The 23,835-nt window shown below is 46.2% G+C and carries 21 protein-coding genes; 11 read left to right on the forward strand and 10 right to left on the reverse strand.

Annotation, left to right across the window (positions count from 1 at the left end; genetic code table 11):
* The first annotated feature begins 455 nt into the window (after positions 1-455).
* The 3 genes from apcA to QUA24_RS14505 all read left to right on the forward strand — a co-directional run bounded on the left by apcA (position 456) and on the right by QUA24_RS14505 (position 2,154).
* Positions 456-941, forward strand: coding sequence for an allophycocyanin subunit alpha (gene apcA / locus QUA24_RS14495; protein WP_333036136.1), 486 nt, complete (start codon positions 456-458; stop codon positions 939-941).
* Between the two features lie 176 nt (positions 942-1,117).
* On the forward strand, positions 1,118-1,603 hold the full coding sequence (gene apcB / locus QUA24_RS14500) for an allophycocyanin subunit beta (protein WP_006634930.1): 486 nt from the start codon (positions 1,118-1,120) through the stop codon (positions 1,601-1,603).
* A gap of 347 nt (positions 1,604-1,950) precedes the next feature.
* The gene (locus QUA24_RS14505; protein WP_006634929.1) at positions 1,951-2,154 is read left to right on the forward strand and encodes a phycobilisome linker polypeptide; all 204 of its coding nucleotides are present in this window, start codon (positions 1,951-1,953) and stop codon (positions 2,152-2,154) included.
* 118 nt (positions 2,155-2,272) lie between these two features.
* Here QUA24_RS14505 and QUA24_RS14510 read toward each other — a convergent pair whose 3' ends face one another.
* Positions 2,273-2,695, reverse strand: coding sequence for an EamA family transporter (locus tag QUA24_RS14510; RefSeq protein ID WP_333230494.1), 423 nt, complete (start codon positions 2,693-2,695; stop codon positions 2,273-2,275).
* 36 nt (positions 2,696-2,731) lie between these two features.
* On the opposite strand from QUA24_RS14510, the gene QUA24_RS14515 reads away from it, so the two are divergent.
* Positions 2,732-3,952 (forward strand): FtsW/RodA/SpoVE family cell cycle protein, encoded by a 1,221-nt coding sequence (locus QUA24_RS14515; RefSeq protein WP_333230495.1) that lies wholly within the window; start codon positions 2,732-2,734, stop codon positions 3,950-3,952.
* 532 nt (positions 3,953-4,484) lie between these two features.
* Here QUA24_RS14515 and QUA24_RS14520 read toward each other — a convergent pair.
* Positions 4,485-4,619, reverse strand: coding sequence for a hypothetical protein (locus tag QUA24_RS14520; protein ID WP_333230496.1), 135 nt, complete (start codon positions 4,617-4,619; stop codon positions 4,485-4,487).
* Between the two features lie 155 nt (positions 4,620-4,774).
* Here QUA24_RS14520 and QUA24_RS14525 point away from each other — a divergent pair, with 155 nt between their 5' ends.
* A complete protein-coding gene (locus QUA24_RS14525) occupies positions 4,775-7,381 on the forward strand; it encodes a CHAT domain-containing protein (protein WP_333230497.1) in 2,607 nt (868 codons plus the stop codon).
* A gap of 18 nt (positions 7,382-7,399) precedes the next feature.
* On the opposite strand, the gene QUA24_RS14530 is transcribed toward QUA24_RS14525, so the two are convergent.
* Positions 7,400-8,053 carry a Crp/Fnr family transcriptional regulator gene (locus tag QUA24_RS14530; RefSeq protein ID WP_333230498.1) on the reverse strand — a complete coding sequence of 218 codons (654 nt, stop codon included), beginning with the start codon at positions 8,051-8,053 and terminating at the stop codon, positions 7,400-7,402.
* A 581-nt stretch (positions 8,054-8,634) separates the two neighbouring features.
* On the opposite strand from QUA24_RS14530, the gene hslO reads away from it, so the two are divergent.
* On the forward strand, positions 8,635-9,534 hold the full coding sequence (gene hslO, locus QUA24_RS14535; protein ID WP_333230499.1) for an Hsp33 family molecular chaperone HslO: 900 nt from the start codon (positions 8,635-8,637) through the stop codon (positions 9,532-9,534).
* Positions 9,535-9,780: 246 nt separating this feature from the next.
* The gene (locus tag QUA24_RS14540; protein ID WP_333230500.1) at positions 9,781-11,844 is read left to right on the forward strand and encodes a hypothetical protein; all 2,064 of its coding nucleotides are present in this window, start codon (positions 9,781-9,783) and stop codon (positions 11,842-11,844) included.
* 352 nt (positions 11,845-12,196) lie between these two features.
* Here QUA24_RS14540 and QUA24_RS14545 read toward each other — a convergent pair whose 3' ends face one another.
* On the reverse strand, positions 12,197-12,670 hold the full coding sequence (locus tag QUA24_RS14545) for a TspO/MBR family protein (RefSeq protein ID WP_333230501.1): 474 nt from the start codon (positions 12,668-12,670) through the stop codon (positions 12,197-12,199).
* A gap of 301 nt (positions 12,671-12,971) precedes the next feature.
* Complete coding sequence (locus tag QUA24_RS14550) at positions 12,972-13,553, reverse strand: hypothetical protein (protein ID WP_333084571.1); 582 nt, start codon at positions 13,551-13,553, stop codon at positions 12,972-12,974.
* 361 nt (positions 13,554-13,914) lie between these two features.
* Here QUA24_RS14550 and QUA24_RS14555 point away from each other — a divergent pair, with 361 nt between their 5' ends.
* Complete coding sequence (locus QUA24_RS14555) at positions 13,915-14,229, forward strand: zinc ribbon domain-containing protein (RefSeq protein WP_333215450.1); 315 nt, start codon at positions 13,915-13,917, stop codon at positions 14,227-14,229.
* 158 nt (positions 14,230-14,387) lie between these two features.
* Here QUA24_RS14555 and QUA24_RS14560 read toward each other — a convergent pair whose 3' ends face one another.
* Positions 14,388-15,275 (reverse strand): YkvA family protein, encoded by an 888-nt coding sequence (locus tag QUA24_RS14560; protein WP_333230502.1) that lies wholly within the window; start codon positions 15,273-15,275, stop codon positions 14,388-14,390.
* 79 nt (positions 15,276-15,354) lie between these two features.
* Between QUA24_RS14560 and QUA24_RS14565 the strand changes: the two genes are divergently transcribed.
* The gene (locus tag QUA24_RS14565) at positions 15,355-16,179 is read left to right on the forward strand and encodes an NAD-dependent epimerase/dehydratase family protein (protein WP_333230503.1); all 825 of its coding nucleotides are present in this window, start codon (positions 15,355-15,357) and stop codon (positions 16,177-16,179) included.
* 675 nt (positions 16,180-16,854) lie between these two features.
* On the opposite strand, the gene QUA24_RS14570 is transcribed toward QUA24_RS14565, so the two are convergent.
* The 4 genes from QUA24_RS14570 to sufB form a co-directional block, all read right to left on the reverse strand.
* A complete protein-coding gene (locus tag QUA24_RS14570; RefSeq protein ID WP_333230504.1) occupies positions 16,855-18,117 on the reverse strand; it encodes a SufS family cysteine desulfurase in 1,263 nt (420 codons plus the stop codon).
* Between the two features lie 233 nt (positions 18,118-18,350).
* A complete protein-coding gene (gene sufD / locus QUA24_RS14575) occupies positions 18,351-19,694 on the reverse strand; it encodes a Fe-S cluster assembly protein SufD (RefSeq protein ID WP_333230505.1) in 1,344 nt (447 codons plus the stop codon).
* Positions 19,691-20,482 (reverse strand): Fe-S cluster assembly ATPase SufC, encoded by a 792-nt coding sequence (gene sufC / locus QUA24_RS14580; protein ID WP_333230506.1) that lies wholly within the window; start codon positions 20,480-20,482, stop codon positions 19,691-19,693. The genes sufD and sufC overlap by 4 nt, the downstream gene beginning before the upstream one ends.
* 281 nt (positions 20,483-20,763) lie before the next feature.
* On the reverse strand, positions 20,764-22,206 hold the full coding sequence (sufB, locus tag QUA24_RS14585; protein WP_333103299.1) for a Fe-S cluster assembly protein SufB: 1,443 nt from the start codon (positions 22,204-22,206) through the stop codon (positions 20,764-20,766).
* A gap of 188 nt (positions 22,207-22,394) precedes the next feature.
* On the opposite strand from sufB, the gene sufR reads away from it, so the two are divergent.
* Positions 22,395-23,102, forward strand: a complete 708-nt coding sequence (gene sufR / locus QUA24_RS14590) for an iron-sulfur cluster biosynthesis transcriptional regulator SufR (RefSeq protein ID WP_333230507.1) — start codon at positions 22,395-22,397, stop codon at positions 23,100-23,102.
* 98 nt (positions 23,103-23,200) lie between these two features.
* Positions 23,201-23,608, forward strand: a complete 408-nt coding sequence (locus QUA24_RS14595; protein ID WP_333230508.1) for a hypothetical protein — start codon at positions 23,201-23,203, stop codon at positions 23,606-23,608.
* The last annotated feature ends 227 nt before the right edge of the window (positions 23,609-23,835 follow it).

Consider the following 23,835-nt stretch of genomic DNA (forward strand, 5'->3'; position numbering starts at 1 on the left):
GAGAACACCCAAGCGAGGGCCCCAATATGAAAAGGAATGTTACAAACTATTACAGTAACACTCAGAATGTGAACATAATGCCTCAAAATACTTGCGAGAGGTAGTTGTGTCAGAGAAGCAATATCCTTACTAACTGCCCGATAGTCACTCGATCGCCACTAAGTGGCCTGCTGCAATCTTTATCATAAATTAAAGATCGCATCAGTCATTTATGGTATTGTAAGCGACAGGCTTAGTGCGAGCACTCACAACCGCACCGGCGTGAAGAACAAGCGCCGTTAAGCACCGAAGGCAGTCAACCGCCAACAACTTCAACAGTTGCTGAGTGTGGAAAGTCCAGCCTTCCCCGTCAAAGCTCCTGCCTGAGCAGGAAAGATACGGGACACAAGCGCCCGCTTTCGCTAGCTCAGCGCAGAGCAGTTCATATAGCAAAATATCCAGCGGGTACACACAAGATGAGTATCGTCACCAAATCAATCGTCAACGCAGACGCCGAAGCTCGCTACTTGAGCCCAGGTGAATTAGATCGGATCAAAAGCTTCGTCACCTCTGGTGAACGCCGCGTCCGCATCGCCCAAATTTTGAGCGAATCCCGCGAACGCATCGTCAAGCAAGCAGGCGACCAACTTTTCCAAAAGCGCCCTGATATTGTTTCTCCCGGCGGCAACGCTTACGGCGAAGAAATGACCGCAACTTGCTTGCGCGACATGGACTACTACCTGCGTTTGATTACCTACGGAATCGTAGCTGGCGACATTACTCCGATCGAAGAAATCGGTATTGTCGGCGTCCGCGAAATGTACAAATCTCTCGGCACCCCGATTGAAGCCGTCGCCGAAGGCGTTCGCGCTATGAAAAATGCAGCAAGCTCGCTGCTGTCTGGAGAAGATGCTTCCGAAGCTTCCTCTTACTTCGACTACGTTATCGGTGCGATGCAGTAAGGAATTTTGATTTTAGGTTTTCGATTTTAGATTGAAAAATTGGGGGTTGCCGGCAACAAGTTAAAAGCTTTTGCAAATAACCAGCCACTTAAAAATCTTAAATCCCACATCCCAAATTCCAAATTCTAGCTCCAAAATTGGACTGACTCAGCCACTTTCTAGGAAACAAGACAACCATGCAAGACGCAATTACCGCCGTTATCAATTCCTCTGACGTTCAAGGTAAGTACCTGGACATCAGCGCTCTAGACAAGCTCAAGAACTACTTTGCTTCTGGCGAACTGCGCGTCCGCGCCGCTACAGCCATCAGCGCTAATGCAGCCACAATCGTCAAAGAAGCAGTTGCTAAGTCTCTGTTGTACTCTGACGTAACTCGTCCCGGCGGCAATATGTACACCACTCGTCGTTATGCAGCTTGCATCCGCGACTTGGACTACTACCTGCGCTATGCCACCTACGCTATGCTAGCTGGCGACCCTTCCATCCTCGATGAGCGCGTGCTCAACGGTTTGAAAGAAACCTACAACTCCTTGGGCGTGCCCATCGGTTCTACCGTACAAGCAATCCAAGCAATGAAAGAAGTCACCGCCGGTTTGGTCGGTTCTGACGCTGGTAAAGAAATGGGCGTCTATTTCGACTACATCTGCTCTGGCTTGAGCTAAGACTCAGGAAGAAGAAAGAAGGAAGAAGGAAGTTCGGCAACGGATTCTGTAACGGATGTAACGAATGTAACGGATGTAACAGATTTCAGTCCGATGGAAGTCGGAAGAAGGAAGAAGATTTATTTCTTGCCTCTTTTAACTTTTAACTTTTTACTTTTTACTTTGGACTTGTTACCTTTGACTTTGAAAAGAGGTCAGGGAAGTTGAGAGTGATTGCTAGACCGTCAAAGGCTTGCCGAGAAAGCCCGACGAGTTTTAACGAGCTAGTTTTGACTCCTAACTCCCTGCCTTCAATCTTTAAAAAATCCATCTAATAATCTGTAAACCTACTCAGGAGTTAGTTTCCCATGAGAATGTTTAAGGTGACTGCTTGCGTCCCAAGTCAAACTCGCATCCGCACTCAGCGCGAATTGCAAAATACCTATTTTACTAAGCTCGTTCCTTACGACAACTGGTTCCGGGAACAGCAAAGAATTATGAAAATGGGCGGCAGAATTATTAAAGTGCAACTGGCTACCGGTAAGCCCGGTGCTAATACAGGTTTACTTTAAGAGCCGAAGCTGGATTAGTAGAGGGGTAAGAGGTCGCGATCGACCTCTTTTTTGTTTGTTATAGTTATAGCATAAGGAATAATGTCCAGCGTTTTTAATCTCATCATTGACAAATATTTCAATAAGCAGAAAGTATAACTGCGATTATCGCTAACAAAACAGCAAGCATTTGTGGTAATGTAATAGCCTCTTTTAAGAATAAAGTCGATAATAATATAGTAATCAGCGGGTAGATAGACGTAACACTCACTACATTGGCAACTTCACCTTTGCCAAGGGCTATAAAAAATACTAATGATGCCACCGTGCCACAAACGCCAACTAACATGGCAAACAAAATTCCCCTAATATCTCCCTCAAAACTAAAATTATTAGTGTGGAAAACAATAAATAAAGTCGTTAAAATAGCGCCAATTGCTTCATAAACAAAAGCAGTTTTGTAGTCAATATATTTAGTTGCTAAATTGCCAAAAAATCCCCACAAACCATATAACAGCGAGCAGATTAATGCGTAAATTAACCAATCTGGTACTTTAGCCATCTTTGTTAGAGTTTATTGAGATCATTCTAAAATCATATGGCTAATGACATTCGACGCTTGATTCCCTTTTTTGACCCCAGCGCCTCTCAATGGGCCGCTGAGGCCCGGTGGCTGAGGTGGCTGACTTTTCTGTGGCTGTTTGTCGGGCTGACAGCATTGTTTTCGGCTTCCTATCCCATTGCAAATTATGAATTTGGAGACGGCCTTTATTATTTTAAACGACAGCTAATCGCAGTGGCGATCGGGCTGGCCGGCTTTAACTTGATGGTATACTCCCCCCTACGCTACCTGCTGAAAACATCTCAGGTAGGCGTTTTGTTGCTGCTGGGATTGCTGTGGCTGACCTTGGTTCCGGGGGTAGGAACCACAATCAACGGGGCGACTCGCTGGATATCTCTGGGCCCGGTTCCGATTATTCAACCTTCTGAATTGATCAAGCCGTTTTTTGTTCTCCAAAGTGCCCGCATTTTCGGCAACTGGTCCCGGTTGACGAATAAAGTTCGCTTAACTTGGCTGTTAATTTTCGGCGCAATGCTTTTGGGAATTTTGTTGCAACCGAACTTAAGTACCACGGCTTTGTGCGGGATGACTTTGTGGTTGGTGGCTTTGGCGGCGGGATTGCCTTACTTGCAGTTGGGCGCAACGGCTATGGGGGGAATGCTTTTAGCCGTTTTAAGTATTAGTTTGAGGGAATATCAGCGCCGCCGGATTATGTCTTTCCTCAATCCTTGGGCTGATCCGATGCAAGACGGCTATCAGTTGATTCAAAGTCTCCTGGCTGTCGGTTCAGGGGGCATTTGGGGTGTGGGTTTGGGGATGTCGCAGCAAAAGTTATTTTATTTGCCGATTCAGTACAGCGATTTTATTTTTGCTGTGTTTGCTGAGGAGTTTGGTTTGGTGGGAGGTTTCTCGCTATTGCTGATGTTAGCGGCCTACTCTACTGTGGCTTTGAGGGTAGCGATGAAGGCTCGAAATATTGAGAGTCAGTTGGTGGCGATTGGGGTGATGGTGGTGATGGTGGGACAGTCGCTGCTGAATATTGGGGTGGCGACGGGGGTTTTGCCGACTACGGGTTTGCCCCTGCCGTTTTTTAGTTACGGGGGTTCTTCGATGTTGGCAAGTTTGTTGTTGTCGGGGTTGCTGATTCGGGTGGCGAGGGAGAGTTCTGAGGCTGATGTGGTTTCTTTAAACGGCCTCCGTGGAAAGCCGGAAAAGCCGAAGTTGCGATCGAACAACGGCACTGCACAAACCGAATAATTTGTCAATAGCAAACTAACCCGGTTTTTGGCAAAAATCGGGTTAGTTTATTACTTAAAAACTACTGGCAGAATACCAATTTATAGGAACCGGTATTGTAGGGAAGAACACAGATTTTGAGAAAAAAAGAAGTCGGTGTTCTTAAGGCAATTCGAGATTTATATCGTCACCGATGAATGTCGATCGACTATTTCCGCCCGTCACCCTTATTTGGCGGTTCTTCTTGTTGTTCTTGAGGTTTAGCTGTGATGTCAGTTAATTCTTTTGTGTCTGGTTGCGGTGTTTCTTGACTGGAGTTCGCCATTGAGTTTTTTCCTAAAGAGATGCACCCCTTAATGATATCTTTTGCGGCTATAAATGTATTGCTGTAGATAGGGGGAGGAAAATCAAGACAGACAATTCTGGTGCAATTCGATTTGGGCTTTAATATTAGATAGCATTATGTAGATGCAAATGGCTGTCGCTTGCTATACTGCTGGAGGGTTGCAACCAAACAAATCGGAGGTGGATGCAAAAACACCTTTGTTAAGAATTAAATGCCGAGATCGCTATCTCGAACGATTAACCCTTGCTGCTGCAATTTTCCCAGCATTCGCGTTACTGTTACCAGAAAGAATTGGTTTAAAGCCTCTCCATTGTACGGAGAAATTAAAAGAAGACTATTCATTACTCCAATCCTCTTCCTTCCAGGTAGAGGTCGCTATCAACAGTTAACCGTTAACAGTCAACAGTCAACAGTCAACTGAACCGCGTCGTGCAAATCGCATTATCACTATCTTGATGTGTCAAGCTGATGTTCAGACCACAGGCCTGTCAAAAGTTATGAAACTGCAAAAAATTGGATTGTCGGCACTGATCTCAATCTTAGCGACGCTGACTATAGGCGAGTTTCGATTTATCCCTAATTCTCAATTTAAAATCATCAATTCTCAAGTCTTAGCTCAAACTCCTGCTCAGCGGAAAGCCGAAGCAGACCGACTGGTACAGCAAGGGATTCAGCAGTTCCTGCCCAGCCAATTTCAAGCTGCTTTGCAGTCTTGGCAACAGGCACTAATAATTTATCAAGAAATTAAAGACCGTCAAAGCGAGGGGGGAGTTCTGGGATGTCTGGGATTTGCTTACCTTTCTCTAGGCGACTACGCCAAAGCCATCGAGTACAATCAGCAGTGGTTGTCGCTCGCGCGAGAAATTAAAGACCCCCAAAGCGAGCTGTTAGCTCTGGCATATCTGGAATCTGCTTACCTTTTCCTAGGCGACAACGCCAAAGTCATCGAGTACGCTCAGCAGTTGTTGGCGATCACGCGAGAAATTAAAGACCGCCCAATCGAGGGGAAAGCTCTGGCAAGTCTGGGAATTCTTTACCTTTCCGTCGGCGACTATGCCAAAGCCATCGAGTACACTCAGCAGTGGTTGGCGCTCGCGCGAGAAATTAAAGACCGCCAAAGCGAGGTGAAAGCTCTGGAAAGTCTGGCAAATGCTTACGATAGCCTGGGCGACTACGCCAAAGCCATCGAGTACACTCAGCAGTCGTTGGCGAGCGCGCGCGAAATTAAAGACCCCCAAATCGAGGTGAAAGCTCTGGGAAATCTGGGACTTGCTTACAATTCCCTAGGCGACTACGCCAAAGCCATCGAGTACGCTCAGCAGTCGTTGGTGATCGCGCGAGAAATTAAAAACCGCACCCATGAAGGGCGGGCTCTCGGAATTCTGGGAATTGCTTACATCAACCTCGGCGACTACGCCAAAGCTATAAAGTACGCTCAGCAGTCATTGGCGATCGCCCGAGAAATTAAAGACCGCGACTTCGAGGAAATGGCTCTGTCAAGTCTGGGACGTGCTTACAGTTCCCTGGGCGACTACGCCAAAGCCATCGAGTACGCTCAGCAGTCGTTGGCGATCGCCCGAGAAATTAAAAGCCCCAGCATGGAATGGAGAACTCTGACATATCTAGGAGGTTATCTCCTCGGCTCTGGCAATTTCCCAGCAGCAGAGAAAACCCTACTTGATAGTATTAAAATTTCCGAATCTCTCCGTGCTGGATTAGACGATGCCAATAAAGTGCCAATCTTTGAAACTCAAACTTACCCCTACCTCATTTTACAAAGATTCTTCATTGGTCAGAAAAAAACTAACGATGCTTTAGAAATTGCCGAACGGGGTAGAGCCCGAGCTTTTGTGGAGTTATTGGCATCTCGCCTTGCCCCATCTGCCTCTGTCACAACTACTATCAACCCACCCAATATCCAGCAAATTCAACAAATCGCTAAAGAGCAAAACGCTACCCTTGTCGAGTATTCAATTGTGTATGAAGCCGTTTATATTTGGGTTATAAAGCCGACTGGGGAAATTACCTTTCGCTCAATTAGTCCCACATTTTTTGGCATCAATCTACGCGAAGCCACCGAACAGACAAGAGTATCTGCTGCTACCGGGAGGAGAGGATTAAACGAGCAAGATACCGCCTTAGCTGAGATGGTTCGCGGCACTCGCGAGGAGCTGGCTGGATTAGCGGGAGACATTGCCAATAAACAAACAGCTAATCCCCCTGCTTCTACCACTGCTAATTCTCGGATAATTTACCCCAAATTACAGCAAAGCTATCAACTATTAATTCAACCCATTGCTGATCTTTTACCAACTGACCCTAATGCTCCTATCATTTTCATTCCCCATCAATCCCTGTTTTTAATTCCCTTTGTCGCCTTACAAGATCCTACAGGTCAGTATCTAATTGAAAAACATACCATTCTTACCGCTCCCAGTATTCAAATTTTGCAGCTAACTCATCAATTACGGCAAAAAGTCCGACAACTTTCTCTCCAAAACAACCTCGTCGTCGGCAATCCAACCATGCCCAAAATTGGCACCCCGCCGCACCAATTACCTCCCTTACCAGGCAGTGAACAGGAAGCAATTACAATTGCTAAGATTCTAAATACTAGACCGATTACAGGCGCTCAAGCCACTAAAGCATCGATTGTTCAACAGATGCTAAAAGCCCGAATTATTCATCTGGCAACTCACGGATTACTCAATGAAGTAAAGAGGCGAGATTTACCGGGAGCGATTGCCCTTGCTCCATCAGGAAATGATGACGGATTACTGACTTCGAGTGAAATTTTGGATTTAAAATTAAATGCTGAATTAGTGGTATTAAGTGCTTGCAATACTGGCAGAGGAAAACTCACAGGTGATGGTGTGCTTGGGTTATCTCGTGCTTTAATTAGTGCAGGTGTTTCCAGTATAATCGTTTCTCTGTGGTTAGTGCCCGATGAGCCGACAGCGGAATTAATGGCAGAATTCTATCGCCAATTACAGAGAAACCCGAATAAAGCTCAAGCTTTGCGGCAAGCGATGCTGATGACAATGAAGATGCACCCAACTCCGCAAGATTGGGCAGCATTTACCCTGATTGGCGAAGCAGAATAAGATTTTTTTCGGCGCTTGCTACACTACTTGAGGGTTGCAGCCAAACAAATCCGATGTGGACGCAAAAACATCTTTGTTAAGAATTAAATGCCGATCGCCATCTCGACTAATTAACCCTTGCTGCTGCAATTTTCCCAGCATTCGAGTTACTGTTACCCGCGTCGTGCAAATCGCATTAGCAATATCTTGATGTGTCAAGCGAATATTCAAACGAGTTCCCTCAACCACAGGCTGACCGAATTCCTGTTGCAATAATAGCAGTAGCTGATACAAACGGTCATCTACTCGCCGCTGTCCGGCGATCGCTAAAATTGCTTCCATTTGCCGCAGCCGCCGTACCATTTGAGGCAGCAACTCGTGAGCCAATTGAGGAGAAGCTTCGATTTCCACCATAGAATACCACATCAAATAAATATCTGATGTCGCCGTAGCTCGGTAAGTCTGCAAGTTTGTCAACCACAAACCGAAGCACATCGAAGGCCCAACCCAACCCAAAAGTCCTTCTTCCCCGGTTGGATAAAGTGTACTCAGTTGTGCTAGACCTTGACAGACTCGCCAAAGACCGTGCGACATCATAGGAATGGTTTCCCCCTTGGCATAAAAATGCAAGTTTCGGCTCGCTCCTGTGTTATGCTGGATTTCCGCTAAAAGTGCTTTGGATGTTGGTGGCATATCGCTTATTTCCAGCTAAAAAACATTTGTCTGAGACCTACGCCTCTGACTCTAACCGGCAAAGGTAAAGGTTTGGTAATCGTCTGGTTAGCGGCAAGATAAGCTTTAGTCATTAGTTGTTATTCATTGGTCATTGGTCATTAGTTATTAGTTATTAGTCATTAGTTTAGGACTTAGGCATCGGTAGCCAGAAATCGGGTTTTTTAGATTAAATACACGGGATTAAAAGCCTCTAGATCGGTTAAAAAAACCGGTTTATATCTTCCGAGTGCGTTCAGGAATATAGTTATTAGTGGTTATTTGTTAATTGTTATAAATAGACTGAGAACAAGCTGGCGTGGTAACAATAAATGCACTCGTTATTCTGGGCTTTTCAAATAAATATTGATATCGAATAATCCATCAGACTATTTGTTAATAAATCCTCAGTTAATCAAGGTTTTATAGAAAACAAAGGCGAGTTTGGAAGTTCGATCGCACTCCCAGGCCCGCCGAGTCAACTGCTGCTCTCTGCTGCCACAACCTTCAAGAACTTATAAAATAGTTCAAGAAGGTATCAAAAGACAAAAGCAAGGTTTTTCATGGCCGATCAATTAATTCGCGCTACAGCCGCAGAGGGCGGAATTCGCGCTGTAGGCGTCATTTCCACCCGCCTCACCGAAGAAGCAAGACAGCGGCACAAGCTCTCCTACGTGGCTACAGCCGCCCTCGGCCGCACAATGTCGGCGGGGCTGTTACTCGCCTCCAGCATGAAGCGGCCCGAATCGAGAGTCAACATTCGCATCAAAGGAGATGGACCGCTGGGCGGGCTTCTGGTGGATGCGGGACTTGATGGAACGGTTCGAGGTTATGTGGATAATCCCGAAGTCGAATTGCCGCCCAATGCTAAAGGCAAACTCGATGTCGGCGGGGCAATAGGTGACGGTTATTTGTACGTGGTGCGGGACGTTGGATACGGCTTCCCTTATTCCAGTACGGTAGAATTGGTTTCCGGCGAAATTGGCGACGATCTAACTCACTATTTGGCAACCTCGGAGCAAACGCCTTCGGCTCTGGTTTTGGGGGTGTTTGTGGGTGCGGGCGGGGTAGAAGCGTCTGGGGGTGTGCTGTTGCAGGTTCTGCCCAAGGCGGCAACGGACGAAAAATTGGTGCAAACTTTAGAATCTAGAGTTGCTGAATTGTCGGGCTTTACGCCGCTGCTGCGATCGGGCAAAACGCTGCACCAGATTCTCGAAGAGTTACTGGGAGATATGGGCCTGGAAATTTTCCCGGAAACTCAGATGGTGCGCTTTGACTGTGGCTGTTCGTTCGATCGAGTTTTGGGAGCTTTGAAAATGTTGGGCGAAGCCGAACTCCAAGACATGATTGAAAAAGATGGGGGGGCTGAGGCTACGTGCCATTTCTGCAATGAGGTTTACCAAGCTAATAGCGACCAACTTGCGGAACTGATCGGCGATTTGCGCTCAAACTCCGGTTCTTGAGACGATAATGTGTAATTGGCTCTATTGAGTGCGAGTTAGGGATGATGGCCTTGACCAATTGCCAATTACGCATTATCAATTACCTAATCACAAAATTTTGATTTTGGCGGTTTGGCGATCGGCTCTTGCAGTCTAGGGCAGACGGGAGTATGTAAAAGTGATGAATACATTTTATAGAGCAGTTGATAGCAGCGCTCGCAGTTTTTAAATAACTTACGCTAGCTGGTTGCTGTTTGTGGTGAGGATATGAGTCAAGATCGCAAAATACCAGGCCGTTGGTCTGCATCAGAATCCTTGGAGTCAACAAAGGATACTTCGTCGCTGGTGCGCTTACCAGCAAGGAAAAACCGGGCTGAACGACTTAAAGAGCTCCGAGAGTTGGTTACTTCGGGAAAACTGCCGGGAGGGCATCTGGAACTACCGCCGAATTTGTCTGGGGAAAACTCGCAGCCGCCGGGGGAACACAATCCGTTTTGGCGGAACTGGTCGAACAAGTGGCAGTTTTGGCTGGCGCTGAGTTTGATGGTATCGGTGGGTATGGGGTTTGTGGCAATTGCGTCTTTACTCAACCTGACCTCGCAGTCCAATTGCTCAAAGATTTTTTGGCCAACGGCTTCTGCTAACGATCGCTTTTTTTGTGCTCAAGAAGCAGCAAGCAAGCGGACGGCGGATGATTTGCTCAGGGCGATCGAATTAGTGAATGCTTTGCCACAAAACCATCCGCTGCGGCCGAGAATTAACACTCAAATCGATCGGTGGTCGGAGGATATTCTCAAGCTGGGAAATGCTAGTTTCCAAGAAGGAAAGCTGGATGAGGCGATTGCCCTCGCTCGTAAGGTTCCTAAAAACGTTCCGGCTTACCCGAAGATGGAAAAGCAGATTGAAAAGTGGCAGTCGATATGGGGCGATGCAGAGAAAATTTACCGCACGGCTGAAGACCACTTGCGTCAGGAAGAGTGGCCGCTGGCTTTCAGCCAAGCTACTCTGCTTTTGGATTTGGGAAATACTTTCTGGGAATCGACTAAGTACGAGGAATTGACTAAGCTAATTCAGACGACTCGGGCTGAGGGCAATAAGTTGCTAAAAGCCCGGAATACAGCCTCCGAGGGAGGTCTCGACAATCTGGTAACGGGGATTAAGCTGGCTCAGGGAATTGATCAAAACAGTTATTTGTATCAAGCTGCCAATAAGGCGATCGCGGAATTTAGCAAGAAAATTCTGGATATCGCCCAAAAACGCTTGCAAGCAGGGGATTGGCAGGAGGCGATGGCGATCGCTAACAAGATTCCAGAGTCGGCAAATTTAAGGGAACAAGTACAGGATTTTAATGAGTTGGCGAATGCTACTTCTCAGGCTTTGACTGGCTCTGTTGAGGGTTTCTCCAAGGCGATCGAGATTGCTCAAAAGTTGAAGTCCGGCCGCCCTTTATACAAACAAGCTCAAGATTTAGTCGGCCGGTGGCAACAAGAAATGGCTGATGTGAAAGTTTTGGATTTGGCAAGCAGGCTGGCGGCGCCTGGTGGGGTAAATGATTTGAGGGCTGCGATCGCGCAATTGCAAACAGTCCCGGAATCAAATCCCCGCGCTTCGGAAGCTCGCAGTCAAATTAGCCGCTTGAGCCGTCAAATCGAGCTGCTGGAAGACAGTCCGTATTTGCAAAAAGCGAACGATTTAGCGAGTACGGGCGATCCGAATGCTCTGGAAGCCGCCGTTGCTCAAGCTTCTCGGATCGGTAGAGGTAGGGCGCTTTACGTGGAAGCTCAAGCCAAAATTCAAGCTTGGATCGAGAGGAGACAGCGGCTTGTTGACCAGCCGTTTTTGGATAGAGCTCAGCAGCTAGCGGCGAGCGGCAATTTGGCGGGGGCAATTGATATGGCGCGCCGGATTCGATCGGGACGGGTGCTTTATGAGGAAGCTCGATCGAACATTCGGACTTGGGAGGCTCAATTTCAGGGCGAGCAAGGTTTGCAGAACGCCCGTCAGACGGCCCGAGCCGGGACTGCTGACGCTTTGCAAACGGCTATTGCGCTGGCAAGTCAGGTTCCGGAGTCGAGTTCGCTGCGGTGGCAGGCGAGTGAGGCGATTGATGAGTGGAGCCAGCGGATTTTGGCGCTTGGTGTGGAACAGTCGTCGTCGGATCTGGCTGGGGCGATCGCGACTTTGAAGAAAATTCCGTCGGGGACTCGGGCTTTTGAGCAAGCTCGATCGCAAATCAAAGTTTGGGAGGAGTCGCTGAATCCTCCTGAGTCTGAATCTCCCCCTCCTGAACCGCCGGAAATTGAGCCTCCGACCAGCTCTGGCAATCGTTAGGTTAACTGGTTTGCCCGACATTGGGCGGAGGTTTAAAGTCTGAGAATGATGGTTGATTTGAGTTTTAACTCAAATCAACCATCATTCTCAATCAACTTCTAGGGGTGGGTTTACAAATCATACTCACATTGCCAAGAAATTAAATAAAGCCACCCCCACCACGCGATAAAACTCAGAGAATCTCTATTTAACGAACCCCGAAGACGCGAAGAGCGCGAAGGAAGAAGAGGAAGACAAAGAGTTCACAATTGATACGAGGCTTGCTATAGCAGTTTTCTATTGGGTGAGGTACATCTTAGCAATTACCTTTTTCCCAATGATCAATTACCAATTACCTGTAATTTTAGATCAATTAAACATCCGCCGGATTCAGGTGCATCATTGCCCAAGTGGTGTAAGTGCCGATCGGACTCCAAAGTATGTAAGGTAGCAATAACAGGGCGGCCGGCTCCGAAACTTGCAAGACACTTAAAGCTAGCATTACGCTTAAAATAGCGCCAGTTCCGCCGATTATTGTGCCGACTTTTAGGCTCCTAACTTTGCACATAACCGAGGTGTAAGACATAGTTACTATTTCTAAAAGCAGGTACAAACCCATTCTCAGCCAAGTCTCCTGAGTTCCTGGTCTTTTTTCCCAAACAATCACTGCTGACCAAGCTGCACAAATAAAAATTACTGTCCAAATTAGGGGAATTGCTTTTTCAATTACTAGCCATCTCGGACGCTGTAAGCGGTTGAACCATTGGATGTCGCTGGGCGCGATTATGTTAGCAGCTAAAGCTACTACAAAGGCGACTCCTCCAATTACCATCCAGGATTTAATCATTTTGTTACCTTGGGCGAGGTTGACGGGTTCGATTCAGCAGATATTATCTCGGATTTTGGCGATCGCGCAATCTGTGCCTAGTTATATTAGATTGGACCCAGTTGCGAAACCTAACATCAGTTGACAACTAATTTAGACTTCTGGGAAACCTCAATTTATTTTTTTCTATTCGGTTTCATAATATAAAAAATGTGACTCTTGCTTCCTCCCCTTGACAAGGGAAGGGAGCGAGTCTGCTTTTTAGTAAAATTTACCAGTAAATTGAACAAAAAGTCTCTTAGTCTTTCAAAAAAATCGGCTACTAGCCGAGGCGGTGATGTTGTTCTAATTCTAAACTAGAGTCATCCTCTTTTTTCGGAACCAGAAGCGTATTTTCGCTGCTCGGTTGCAACACGGCTTTAATCACTTGGAGAAAACGGTTAGGCTTTTTGGTTTGACCGTTGAGAGTGCGCCGGTCTTGCACTTTTTTAGAAAGGTGCCTCATCACAGATAAATCGAGTTCATCGATGAAATGGTCTGCTATACGTTCTCCCATTAAATCAATAGCTTCAGCATACTGATCGGTTAGCGTTTCTATGGCATCGTATGCTTCGTCAGCAACTTGACTTGCTACTGTTTTATTTTGGTCGCCCGGTGTCTGGGAATGGCTGCGGCGTCGGTCTAAAAGACTTTGGTAGTCCGCAATGCTCATTCCCAAATTGTAGAGATGGTGGTGAGCGTGATCCATCAAATCTACTTCACTGGGATAGAAGAAACCACGAGTGCTGTTGATGCCGTGCAGTTTTGCCCAACGCCGCAGAGTTGTCTCATCTTGCAGTTGATATCGCTCCAACATTTGAGCTGTGTTCAGCTCTACTTCTGGCGTAACTTTGAAATCGCTCATCGGTAAATCCTCGCTGGTGAGTAAATAAATAAAATTGAAACTTAGAATCTGTGATTGGCGTACAGTCTGAAAATGATGATCAATCCTGTGACGGCATTGAGGTAAGTCTTGCGGGCATTTGCTAACCGTCGATCGTGCGATCTAGTCAAAGGATTTCAGGGTAGCGTACTTTTGGGCTTTGTCTCGATCGCATCCGGGAGCAAGCACACAGGGTTAATAATATAGCTGATTTATGGTTTCAACAACCGTTAAAAATAGTAAAGTTTGATTGTTGGGCTTGAATTATTAGTAATGTTGAGCTATAATATTCTGAATAACCGTGCAATTAGTAATTTTAGTAGTTGCAAACGAGATTCTTAGTATGCCTGTATACGATTATTTGTGTCCCGAAAATAACCAGCAGTTAGAAGTTTGGCACAGCATGAACCTGGAAGTTTCGACTTGGGGCCAACTGTGCGAGTTGGCTAAGCGCGAACCCGGGGAGACTCCCGCAGATGCTCCGGTACGCCGACTGCTGAGCGCTCCGAGGTTGATGAAGCCGACATCCGACACGGATTATAAAAATTCGGGTTTTAGCAAGTACGTGAAGCGGGATGAAGGGGTTTATGAAAATGTCACGGCTAAGGATGGTGAAAGCCGTATTGTCAATCGAGATGGTAAGCCGATTAAAGACTGAGAATCCATAATTATCAAGTTTTCAGTTGAGTTAATTACAGATATTATGTAGGGACACGGCAGTGCAGTGTCCTTTATTTGATCTATTAAAAACAGCTATATTATTCAGATTATATTAGTCCGATGCCGACACCAAAAAACGCTCAATTGGACATAATATTATTGACCAAACCAATCTTTCATTTTTTGTTTGGCTTGTTCTTTAGTATCAGCATTAATGTATACTGAAACAGTAGCGATCGCCGCCAGTAACACTCCCAAATCATCTGTAAATCCAACACCGACTAATATATCGGGAATGGTATCGACCGGAGATATAAAATAGGTCAAAGCTCCAACTACAACTCCTTTTGCCCAAGCAGGCACGTTTGGGTTCTGAGCCGTATAGTAAAGAATCAAAGCTTTTTCAACTACTTCTCTTCCTGCGGTTAAAGCAAAGTTTTTAAGTTGAGTCCAAAAACTTTCATCTGAATAGTTAATTTTGAGGTTGCTGAGGTTTGTTGTGGTTCCTTTTCTGTCGATCAAATCGAGAGGAATGCCCTTAGTTTTAAGCTGGGAAACAGCCGAATTGAAGGATGCTGATGCCTGATTTTTATTAGGGGCGGCTTCCCGTATTTGTTTTAAGTCTGCGATGAATTCCTGCATGGCTTGGATTTGCAAGTCAGAAACCGCCAGCAGTTTTTTTGCTGATTGGATCGCTTCGCTTTCTGCGGGATGCAGCGTCTTATTTGCGCCAGCAATGTTAATTAAAAAATACATGACTCCCAAACGCAGCGGTTCTTCTGACTTGCTGAGTGTTTGCAAACAGTCGCTGAGTGATGGGGGAGTGGCTGTGTAGGATTGGATTTGAGTCTTTGCAGAGTCAGAAAATTTATCTAAATTTATGGTTTTAAACAACAAATCTAGTTCGTCAATATCAACGGAATTATCGGCGGCTGCGATCGCAAACAAAGAACCATAAAAAGCTAAAAGTTCGCTTTCTGAGGATGTGGCAAAAATATCTCTCTCGGACACGATGCGACTCCGATTGATAACGACGCTTTGCATTTTACCACAAAACTCAGCGCGCCATAATTTCAGAAACCGGCAATAATTTGAGAGAACATGACACAATGGAGAATGTTTTATGAAAGTTGCGATCGTCGGCTGCGGCTATGTGGGTAGTGCGACAGCCAAACATTTACGCGGCAAATCTGATTGTACCGTGACGGCGACAACTACCACGGCGACGCGAGTAGTTGAGTTGGAGGGTGTCGCGCAGCGGGTAGCCGTGCTCAAAGGAAATGACAAAGATGCGATCGCCTCTGTACTGCAAGAACAAGATGCTGTTATGCTGTGCGTCGGTGCTCCAAATCCTCATACTTATCGGGAAAGTTATTTAGATACTGCGACAACTTTAGTATCGGTTTTACAGCAGATATCGACAGTAAAGCAGGTTATTTATACGGGTACTTATTCTGTGTATGGCGATCGCCAAGGTGAATTGGTAAATGAAGAATCACCCGTCGCACCCGCTAATCCAAATGGTGAAATTCTCGCCGAAACAGAACGGGTTTTATTAGCAGCATCTAGTCCCAATCTTCACGTCTGCATTCTCCGTTTGGGAGGGATTTATGGGTCAGGGCGAGAATTAGTTAAAATCTTTAGAGGCTGGGCTGGTAGCACTCGTCCCGGTAGGGGGGAAGATGTTACTAATTGGGTGCATCGGGACGATGTTGTTGGGGGGTTAACCTTTGCTTTGGAAAATCGATTGCAGGGAATTTACAATTTAGTCGGGGATGTGTCGCTATCCAGTCGCGAATTGCTCGATCGCATTTTTGAAACTCACAATCTGCCTCAAGTTTCTTGGGATGGAAGTCCTAGCGTGCGGCCTTATAATGCTAGGGTGTCGAATCAAAAGATTAAGGCGGCTGGTTATCAATTTGTTCATCCTGAGATTAGGGAATTTTAATTGGGCTAATCTTTTTTTGAACCGCAGATGTAGGCGGATAGACGCTGATGAACGCGGATGAAGAAAGAGCAATATTGACAGATTTAGATTTTTTATTCATCTGCGTTGATTCGTGTTCATCTGCCGACATCTGCGGTTCAAAAAAAAGCCCTTTCAATCAATAATTAACTTATCCCAATAATGCGAGGGTGTCGAATCCAAAGATTAAGGCGGCTGGTTATCAATTTGTTCATCCTGAGATTAGGGAATTTTAATTAGGCTAATCTTTTTTGAACCGCAGATGTAGGCGGATAGACGCTGATGAACGCGGATGAAGAAAGAGCGATATTGACCGATTTAGATTTGTTCTTCATCTGCGTCCATCCCTGTTCATCTGCCGACATCTGCGGTTCAAAAAAAAGCCATTTCAATCAATAATTAACTTACCCCAATAATGCGAGGGTGTCGAATCCAAAGATTAAGGCGGCTGGTTATCAATTTGTTCATCCTGAGATTAGGGAATTTTAATTAGGCTAATCTTTTTTGAACCGCAGATGTAGGCGGATAGACGCTGATGAACGCGGATGAAGAAAGAGCGATATTGACCGATTTAGATTTGTTCTTCATCTGCGTTCATCCCTGTTCATCTGCCGACATCTGCGGTTCAAAAAAAAGCCATTTCAATCACTAATTAACTTATCCCATAATCCCAGCAAAAAAGTCTATCGTCTCTTTCAACGCTTTCACAAACACATCAATCTCCTCGCGAGTATTGTAAAAATACAAACTCGCCCGCGCCGTAGATGAAACGTTCAAATAGCGGTGCAAAGCTTGCGTGCAGTGATGCCCGGAACGAATGGCGACTCCCTCCTGATCTAACATGGTAGACAAGTCTTGAGAGTGAATTTCTCCCGCAGTAAATGCTGCCAAAGCTGCCCTACCTTCGCCGTTGCTGTCTGGCTGCGGCCCGTAAATTTTTATCTCGGGAATTTGCCGCAATTGTTGGAACATATAAGCAGTCAATTCTGCTTCGTAAGCGTGAATCTTATCCATGCCAATGTTACTAAGATAATCGATTGCTGCACCAAGGGCGATCGCCTCGCCGATTGCAGGCGTGCCGGCCTCAAATTTGTGCGGCAAATCGGCATAGGTGGAATAATCGAGAAACACGTCAGCAATCATCTCGCCGCCGCCGAAGAACGGAGGCATTTCTCTCAGCAAGTCGAGTTTACCGTACAGAAAACCGATGCCAGTCGGAGCGCACATTTTGTGACCGGAAGCAACCAGCCAATCGCAATCTATTGCTTGCACATCTACTATCATGTGCGGCACGCTTTGGCAAGCATCAATTAAAACTTTCGCGCCGAAACTGTGGGCAATTTCGCAGATTTCTTTGACAGGACTAATGCAGCCTAAAGTATTAGAAACGTGAACGGTTGACACCAATTTAGTTTTATGGGAAATCAGCGTTTTAAACTGTTCCACATCAAACTCGTTAGTTTCCGTTAACTCGACAAACTTCAGCACCGCACCGGTTCTTTGAGCCATCATTTGCCAGGGAACGAGATTGCTGTGGTGTTCCATTACCGACAGGATTATTTCATCTCCGGCTTGCAGATTGCTCAAACCCCAAGAATAAGCAACCAAATTAATCGCTTCGGTGGCGTTGCGAGTGTAAACAATTTCTTGCCGCGACGCGGCATTTACAAACGCCGCAACTTTGTCTCTCGCACCTTCGTAAGCATCAGTAGCTTTGGCGCTGAGAGTGTGAGCGCCACGGTGCACGTTTGCATTGTATTGTCCGTAGTAATCACGCCAAGCGTTGAGCACAGCTAGGGGTTTTTGAGAAGTAGCTGCATTGTCTAAATAAACTAGCGGTTTGCCATTTACTTTTTCATTCAAAATTGGGAAGTCGCCGCGAACTTTTGATGCAAGTGTTTTTTCTTGAATAAGTGTCATATTTTTGGAAGTTAGTATTGTTGTGGAACTCGCTTATAAGGCGTATTCTGAAACCCGGAGATCCCCCCCTAACCCCCCTTAATAAGGCGGGGAAAAAAGTATTCTCAAAGTCCCTCTTATCCAGGGAGGGAAAAGAGTATTCTCAAAGTCCCCCTTCTTAAGGGGGATTTAGGGGGATCTCCGGCTTTGATTGCAAAGGTAATAAAACACCCTCCAGTCTGTTGCTAATTCTTTTATTCTTGAATAGCCACACAGGTAGAAAGCATTTTCGCCACACCTACAATTGGCAACAAATTGAGAATTTCTGCTGCAAAAGCATCGATTAGCAAATAGCGGCTTCTTTCTAAATCCAAACCGCGACTTTGCAAGTAAAAAAGTTCATCATCTTCTAATTGACTGACAGTTGCACCGTGGGAACATTTAACGTTGTCGGCGACAATTTCCAACTGCGGTTTAGTGTCTACGCGAGCTCTCGGCGACAGCAACAAGTTTCGGCTCAATTGTCCAGCATCTGTCAATTGTGCGGCTTTGCGAACGAAAACTTTGCCGTTAAATACAGCGCGAGCTTTGTTGCCGATAATGCACTTGTGAAGTTGGCGGCTTGTACCGTGAGGGTGATTAAAATCGATTAAACTGTGAGTGTCCGCCAACTGTTCCCCAAAGGCTACGCTTAAGCCGTTTAAAGTTGTTTCAGTGGCTTCGCCGCGCTGAAAAACTTCTAAATTGTGCCGCGATATTTTGCCTCCCAAGCTGATAGCATGGCAAGTGTAACGGCTATTACGAGATTGCTCGATCGCACTTTTGCCGATATGAACAACCTCTCCACCTTCCCGCTGCAGCCGAACGTGATTCACAGTGGCGTTTTCGCCGACTACAACATCCGTTACAGCATTCGTAAATGCAGCGACATTACCGATAGTTGCGTAATCCTCAACCAGCGTCACATTGCTTCCAGGCTCAGCTATGACCAAGCAGTGCGGCTGGGACATCGTGGGAGATGCACCTGGCGCTGTCAGGAACAGCAAGTGAATCGGAAGGTCGATCGACATATTGGCCGGTACGAACACCACCGCAGAATCCGCCAAACCCGCAGTATTCAGCGCGGTAAATACCTCGGTTTGCTGTCTGTGCTTGCTCAAAACATCGCTGATGCGGCCTTGATATTTTTCGGGTACATTGGATAGATTACCTGCGTAAAAGTCGAGCGGCAAATTCGGCAAAACCAACGACTCTACCGTTGACAAATCCGGCGCATAAAAACCGTTGACAAATACCAATCTTAATGGTAAATCATCCCGATTTTTCACTGGCATAATGATATCAGCCAGCTTAACTTTTGACTGATTGCTCTGGGGTATATGAAAAGGAATTTCCAACACCGACGACAAATCAGTAAAGCGCCATTCTTCATCCCTCACCGTCGGAAAACTCGAAGAAAGCACGTATTCCGTCGCCGCATCCCGCAAATCCTGCAACCCGTAAGCAGAACTTTCGTTATTAGTTGCGCCCAACTTGCCGCACTGATTCACCAAATCAGTCAAAAACATTTCCCTACTAGCAACTTGCGTATTCATCATCGCGCGCCTACTCCTGCTGCTTCCTCTTCCACAACCCAGTCATAACCGCGCTCTTCCAATTCCAGCGCCAACTCTTTCGGGCCAGTCAAGATAATTCTGCCGGCTTCCATGACGTGAATAAAATCAGGAATAATGTAATTCAGCAACCGTTGATAGTGAGTAATCACCAACATCGAATTTTCAGGAGTTGACAACTGATTCACACCGCCGGCGACAATCTTGAGAGCATCGATATCCAAACCAGAATCAGTCTCGTCTAAAATAGCTAATCTCGGTTCCAACAACGCCATTTGCAAAATCTCATTGCGCTTTTTCTCGCCACCGGAAAAACCCTCATTTACGCTGCGGCTTAAAAAAGAATCATTCATCTTGACAATATCCAGCTTCTCCTCGATTAAATCTTGGAAATCAAAAGCATCCAATTCTTCCAAGCCGCGATGTTTGCGGTGAGCATTGTAAGCCACGCGCAAGAAATCCAGATTGCTAACGCCGGGAATTTCTAAAGGATATTGGAAAGCCAGAAATACGCCAGCCAAAGAGCGTTCTTCCGGCGGTAACTCCAGCAGGTTCTGCCCCAGAAAAGTAACTTCTCCACCCGTTACTGTATAAGCAGGATGGCCCGCTAATATCTTGGATAAAGTGCTTTTTCCAGAGCCGTTCGGGCCCATAATCGCGTGAATTTCACCCGATTTTATTTCCAGATTCAAACCCTTAAGGATTTGGGTATCTTCCACATTCGCATTTAAATCGCGGACGGATAGCACCACTTGACTATTTTCTACAATCATCTATTTTTGTCCTTTTCCTCAATGCACTTTACAGTTTTTTCTTCTCGTTCCTAGGCTGTACCCATTGGTGACAATTTAACGTTAAACCGATAGTCCGCCAGGGAATGAACTCCCTGTCTCAAAGCTAAAGTCCTCTGAAGAGGACTGAGAAGAAAATTTTAAACTCATTAGTCCTGTTTAGAGGAGTTTAGCTATTAGCCAAGGAATTCATTTCCTGGCGGACGATGAGCTTAAGTTGTCACCAATGGACTCGGCCTGGAAGGGTTTATCGGCCGCGAAAATTATCCGACACTTCCTTCCAGCTTCAGACTCAACAGCTTATCAGCTTCCGCTGCAAATTCCATCGGTAACTGATTGAAAACATCTTTACAGAAACCGCTAATCATCATGGAAATAGCATTTTCTGCGGAAATTCCCCGCTGTGCGAAGAAGAACAATTGCTCTTCCCCAATTTTAGAAGTAGAAGCTTCGTGTTCCACTTTAGCAGTGTGGTTCTGCACTTGAATATAAGGGAAAGTATTCGCTTGAGCGTTATCCCCAATCAGCATCGAATCGCACTGAGAGTAATTGCGAGAGCCTTTAGCATTCGGTCCCATTTTCACTAATCCGCGATAGCTGTTAGATGAATTTCCGGCAGAAATTCCCTTAGAAATAATCGTGCTGCGAGTATTTTTACCAACGTGGATCATTTTTGTGCCGGTGTCAGCTTGCTGTTTGTTGTTTGTCAACGCTACTGAGTAGAATTCGCCCACCGAGTTGTCGCCGACTAACACGCAACTGGGATATTTCCAAGTAATCGCGGAACCTGTTTCTACTTGTGTCCAAGAAATCTTAGAATTGACTCCTTGACACAAACCCCGTTTCGTCACGAAGTTGTAAATGCCGCCTTTGCCGTTGGCGTCGCCAGCGTACCAGTTTTGCACTGTGGAGTATTTGATGTCGGCATTGTCCATTGTTACCAATTCCACGACGGCGGCGTGCAGTTGATTGGTGTCAAACATCGGCGCGGTGCAGCCTTCTAGGTAAGACACAGAACTGTTTTCTTCGGCCACAATTAGGGTGCGCTCGAACTGGCCGGAATCTCCGTTGTTGATGCGGAAATAGGTTGACAGTTCCATCGGGCATTTTACGCCTTTGGGAATGTAAACAAATGAACCGTCGCTGAATACGGCGGAGTTGAGGGCTGCAAAAAAGTTATCGCCGACTGGTACGACGCTGCCGAGATATTTTTCTATTAATTCGGGATAATCTTTGACGGCTTCTGAGATGGAACAGAAAATAACACCATCTTTGGCTAACTTTTCTCTAAATGTTGTGGCAATTGAAACGCTGTCGAAAACGGCATCGACGGCGACATTTCCCAGCCGTTTTTGTTCGGATAGGGGAATGCCGAGTTTCTCGAAGGTTTCTAGGAGTGTCGGGTCTACTTCGTCCAAACTGTTGAGCTTCTTGGGCTTTTGTTTGGGCGCGGAATAGTAGATAATTTGTTGGTAGTCGATCGCGGGATAGTTGACGTGGGGCCAGGTGGGCTCGGTCATTGTCAGCCACTTGCGGTATGCTTTGAGGCGGAATTGCAGCATGAATTCCGGTTCGTTTTTCTTGGCGGAAATCAGGCGGACTACATCTTCGCTCAAGCCGCGGGGGATGGTGTCTGACTCGATGTCGGTGACGAAACCGTATTTGTAGGGCTGGTTGACTAAGGTTTTGACTGTGGTAGAACTCATTATTTTGCGTGTTCAGTGTTCTAGATAATGCTCTCTGGATGGCAGACGGGGCAGTGCCTGTCTGGGCTTGAGCGAGTTCTGCTGGACTGCTCTGGGAAGTTAAACAACAATTTGGTTGCTTTACTATATTTTAAGCTACATTAACAATAGTGATATTGTCAAAGTCAAATTAATAATTTTTTGTGAAGATGATGGAGACTACTCAGCAGACTTCCACGAAACAAGACATCCTGGAATATTTGCTCAAGGGGGGGCAGGGGACGGCTCTTGAGTTGGCGGAGTCTTTGGATATCAGCCCGCAGGCGATTCGCCGTCATTTGAAGGATTTGGAAGCGGAGGGGCTGATTCAGTATCAGTCGGTTCAGGCTGGGATGGGGCGGCCGCAGCACATTTATGAGCTTACCAGTCTGGGGCGCGATCGATTCCCCAATCGTTACGGTGATTTTGCAGTCTCTTTCTTGGATACTTTGGCGGAAACCGTCGGCCGCGAGCAAGTGATTACTATCCTGCGAAAACAGTGGCAGCGCAAGGCTACGGACTATCGGCGGTTAGTGGGTACGGGTTCGCTGCAAGAACGGGTGACTAAGTTGGTGGAGCTTCGCAGGGCTGAAGGTTATATGGCTGAGTGTTATCCTGTAGAATCTGTAGAGGTTGGGATGTGCGATCGCACTGGTTTGGGCGATCGATTTGTGTTGATGGAACACAACTGCGCGATTTCTAATGTTGCTGAAACTTTTCCGAGTGTGTGTGGCAATGAGTTGGAAATGTTTGCGGGAGTGTTGCCGGACTGTACTGTGGAGCGGACTCACTGGATTATTAATGGGGAACACCGCTGCGGTTATTTGATTGCCAGAAGGAAGGAAGAAGTTCGGCAACAGGCAATGTACGGGATTTAACAGATGTCACGCATGGAAGTTCGGCAACGGATGAGTGTAACGGATGTCAGGGATTACCAATTACCGATTACCGATTAGCAATTAGCAATTTTTAATATATGGAACCGCTAGCAGATTTTTTAAAGCCGGAAGAGTGTGCCGAAGTTGATATGGCGCTGCTGTCGTCGAAGGAAAAGTTTTCGGCGCGGGTGGCAATTTATGCTTTGAGGGTGCTCAAGCAAATTTCAGGGGAGACGGGTTTGCCTGTGGCTGAGGTGACTAATGGGCAGGTGATGGATTGGATTAAGAATGATGAGAGTATTAAAGGGTCGATCGAACTTGATGCTAGTTTTGAAAACTTTTTTACGAATTTGGTAATTGCGTCTTTGCGGCCTTTGAGGCAAATTGCTACAGAAGCCGACATCGGGATCGAACAATTAACAGTTAAGCATGTCGTGGCGTGGTTTGTGAAGGACGGGAAGATTCGCAGAGAACAGGGTGTCGATGCGGCGTTTTTGGATTTGTGAGTTAAAGGTTGATCGGCCACACTGGCAAATAATACGTCAAACTCGGCTATTGGGGGCTGTTTCGGGCGAGCGAAAAAAAGTTTTGACAAAGGAGTTGACAGACTAGGGAAAACTTGATAAAGTAATTAAGTCGAGCGAAAGAGATGCAGGGCATCAAACTAAACGCAGACACAGGATTAAAAGTTTTCAAAGCTTTCCTGGTGCTTATGATGTAATGGAACCACTCC

It is taken from the genome of Microcoleus sp. Pol12B5 (assembly GCF_036701335.1).
Taxonomy (GTDB): Bacteria; Cyanobacteriota; Cyanobacteriia; order Cyanobacteriales; family Microcoleaceae; genus Microcoleus.

What these genes read in the sequence shown, in the direction of transcription:
- apcA (WP_333036136.1), top strand. Translation starts at nt 456, where the DNA reads ATGAGTATCGTCACCAAATCAATCGTCAACGCAGACGCCGAAGCTCGC.
- apcB (WP_006634930.1), top strand. Translation starts at nt 1,118, where the DNA reads ATGCAAGACGCAATTACCGCCGTTATCAATTCCTCTGACGTTCAAGGT.
- QUA24_RS14505 (WP_006634929.1), top strand. Translation starts at nt 1,951, where the DNA reads ATGAGAATGTTTAAGGTGACTGCTTGCGTCCCAAGTCAAACTCGCATC.
- QUA24_RS14510 (WP_333230494.1), bottom strand. Translation starts at nt 2,695, where the DNA reads ATGGCTAAAGTACCAGATTGGTTAATTTACGCATTAATCTGCTCGCTG.
- QUA24_RS14515 (WP_333230495.1), top strand. Translation starts at nt 2,732, where the DNA reads ATGGCTAATGACATTCGACGCTTGATTCCCTTTTTTGACCCCAGCGCC.
- QUA24_RS14520 (WP_333230496.1), bottom strand. Translation starts at nt 4,619, where the DNA reads ATGAATAGTCTTCTTTTAATTTCTCCGTACAATGGAGAGGCTTTAAAC.
- QUA24_RS14525 (WP_333230497.1), top strand. Translation starts at nt 4,775, where the DNA reads ATGAAACTGCAAAAAATTGGATTGTCGGCACTGATCTCAATCTTAGCG.
- QUA24_RS14530 (WP_333230498.1), bottom strand. Translation starts at nt 8,053, where the DNA reads ATGCCACCAACATCCAAAGCACTTTTAGCGGAAATCCAGCATAACACA.
- hslO (WP_333230499.1), top strand. Translation starts at nt 8,635, where the DNA reads ATGGCCGATCAATTAATTCGCGCTACAGCCGCAGAGGGCGGAATTCGC.
- QUA24_RS14540 (WP_333230500.1), top strand. Translation starts at nt 9,781, where the DNA reads ATGAGTCAAGATCGCAAAATACCAGGCCGTTGGTCTGCATCAGAATCC.
- QUA24_RS14545 (WP_333230501.1), bottom strand. Translation starts at nt 12,670, where the DNA reads ATGATTAAATCCTGGATGGTAATTGGAGGAGTCGCCTTTGTAGTAGCT.
- QUA24_RS14550 (WP_333084571.1), bottom strand. Translation starts at nt 13,553, where the DNA reads ATGAGCGATTTCAAAGTTACGCCAGAAGTAGAGCTGAACACAGCTCAA.
- QUA24_RS14555 (WP_333215450.1), top strand. Translation starts at nt 13,915, where the DNA reads ATGCCTGTATACGATTATTTGTGTCCCGAAAATAACCAGCAGTTAGAA.
- QUA24_RS14560 (WP_333230502.1), bottom strand. Translation starts at nt 15,275, where the DNA reads ATGCAAAGCGTCGTTATCAATCGGAGTCGCATCGTGTCCGAGAGAGAT.
- QUA24_RS14565 (WP_333230503.1), top strand. Translation starts at nt 15,355, where the DNA reads ATGAAAGTTGCGATCGTCGGCTGCGGCTATGTGGGTAGTGCGACAGCC.
- QUA24_RS14570 (WP_333230504.1), bottom strand. Translation starts at nt 18,117, where the DNA reads ATGACACTTATTCAAGAAAAAACACTTGCATCAAAAGTTCGCGGCGAC.
- sufD (WP_333230505.1), bottom strand. Translation starts at nt 19,694, where the DNA reads ATGATGAATACGCAAGTTGCTAGTAGGGAAATGTTTTTGACTGATTTG.
- sufC (WP_333230506.1), bottom strand. Translation starts at nt 20,482, where the DNA reads ATGATTGTAGAAAATAGTCAAGTGGTGCTATCCGTCCGCGATTTAAAT.
- sufB (WP_333103299.1), bottom strand. Translation starts at nt 22,206, where the DNA reads ATGAGTTCTACCACAGTCAAAACCTTAGTCAACCAGCCCTACAAATAC.
- sufR (WP_333230507.1), top strand. Translation starts at nt 22,395, where the DNA reads ATGATGGAGACTACTCAGCAGACTTCCACGAAACAAGACATCCTGGAA.
- QUA24_RS14595 (WP_333230508.1), top strand. Translation starts at nt 23,201, where the DNA reads ATGGAACCGCTAGCAGATTTTTTAAAGCCGGAAGAGTGTGCCGAAGTT.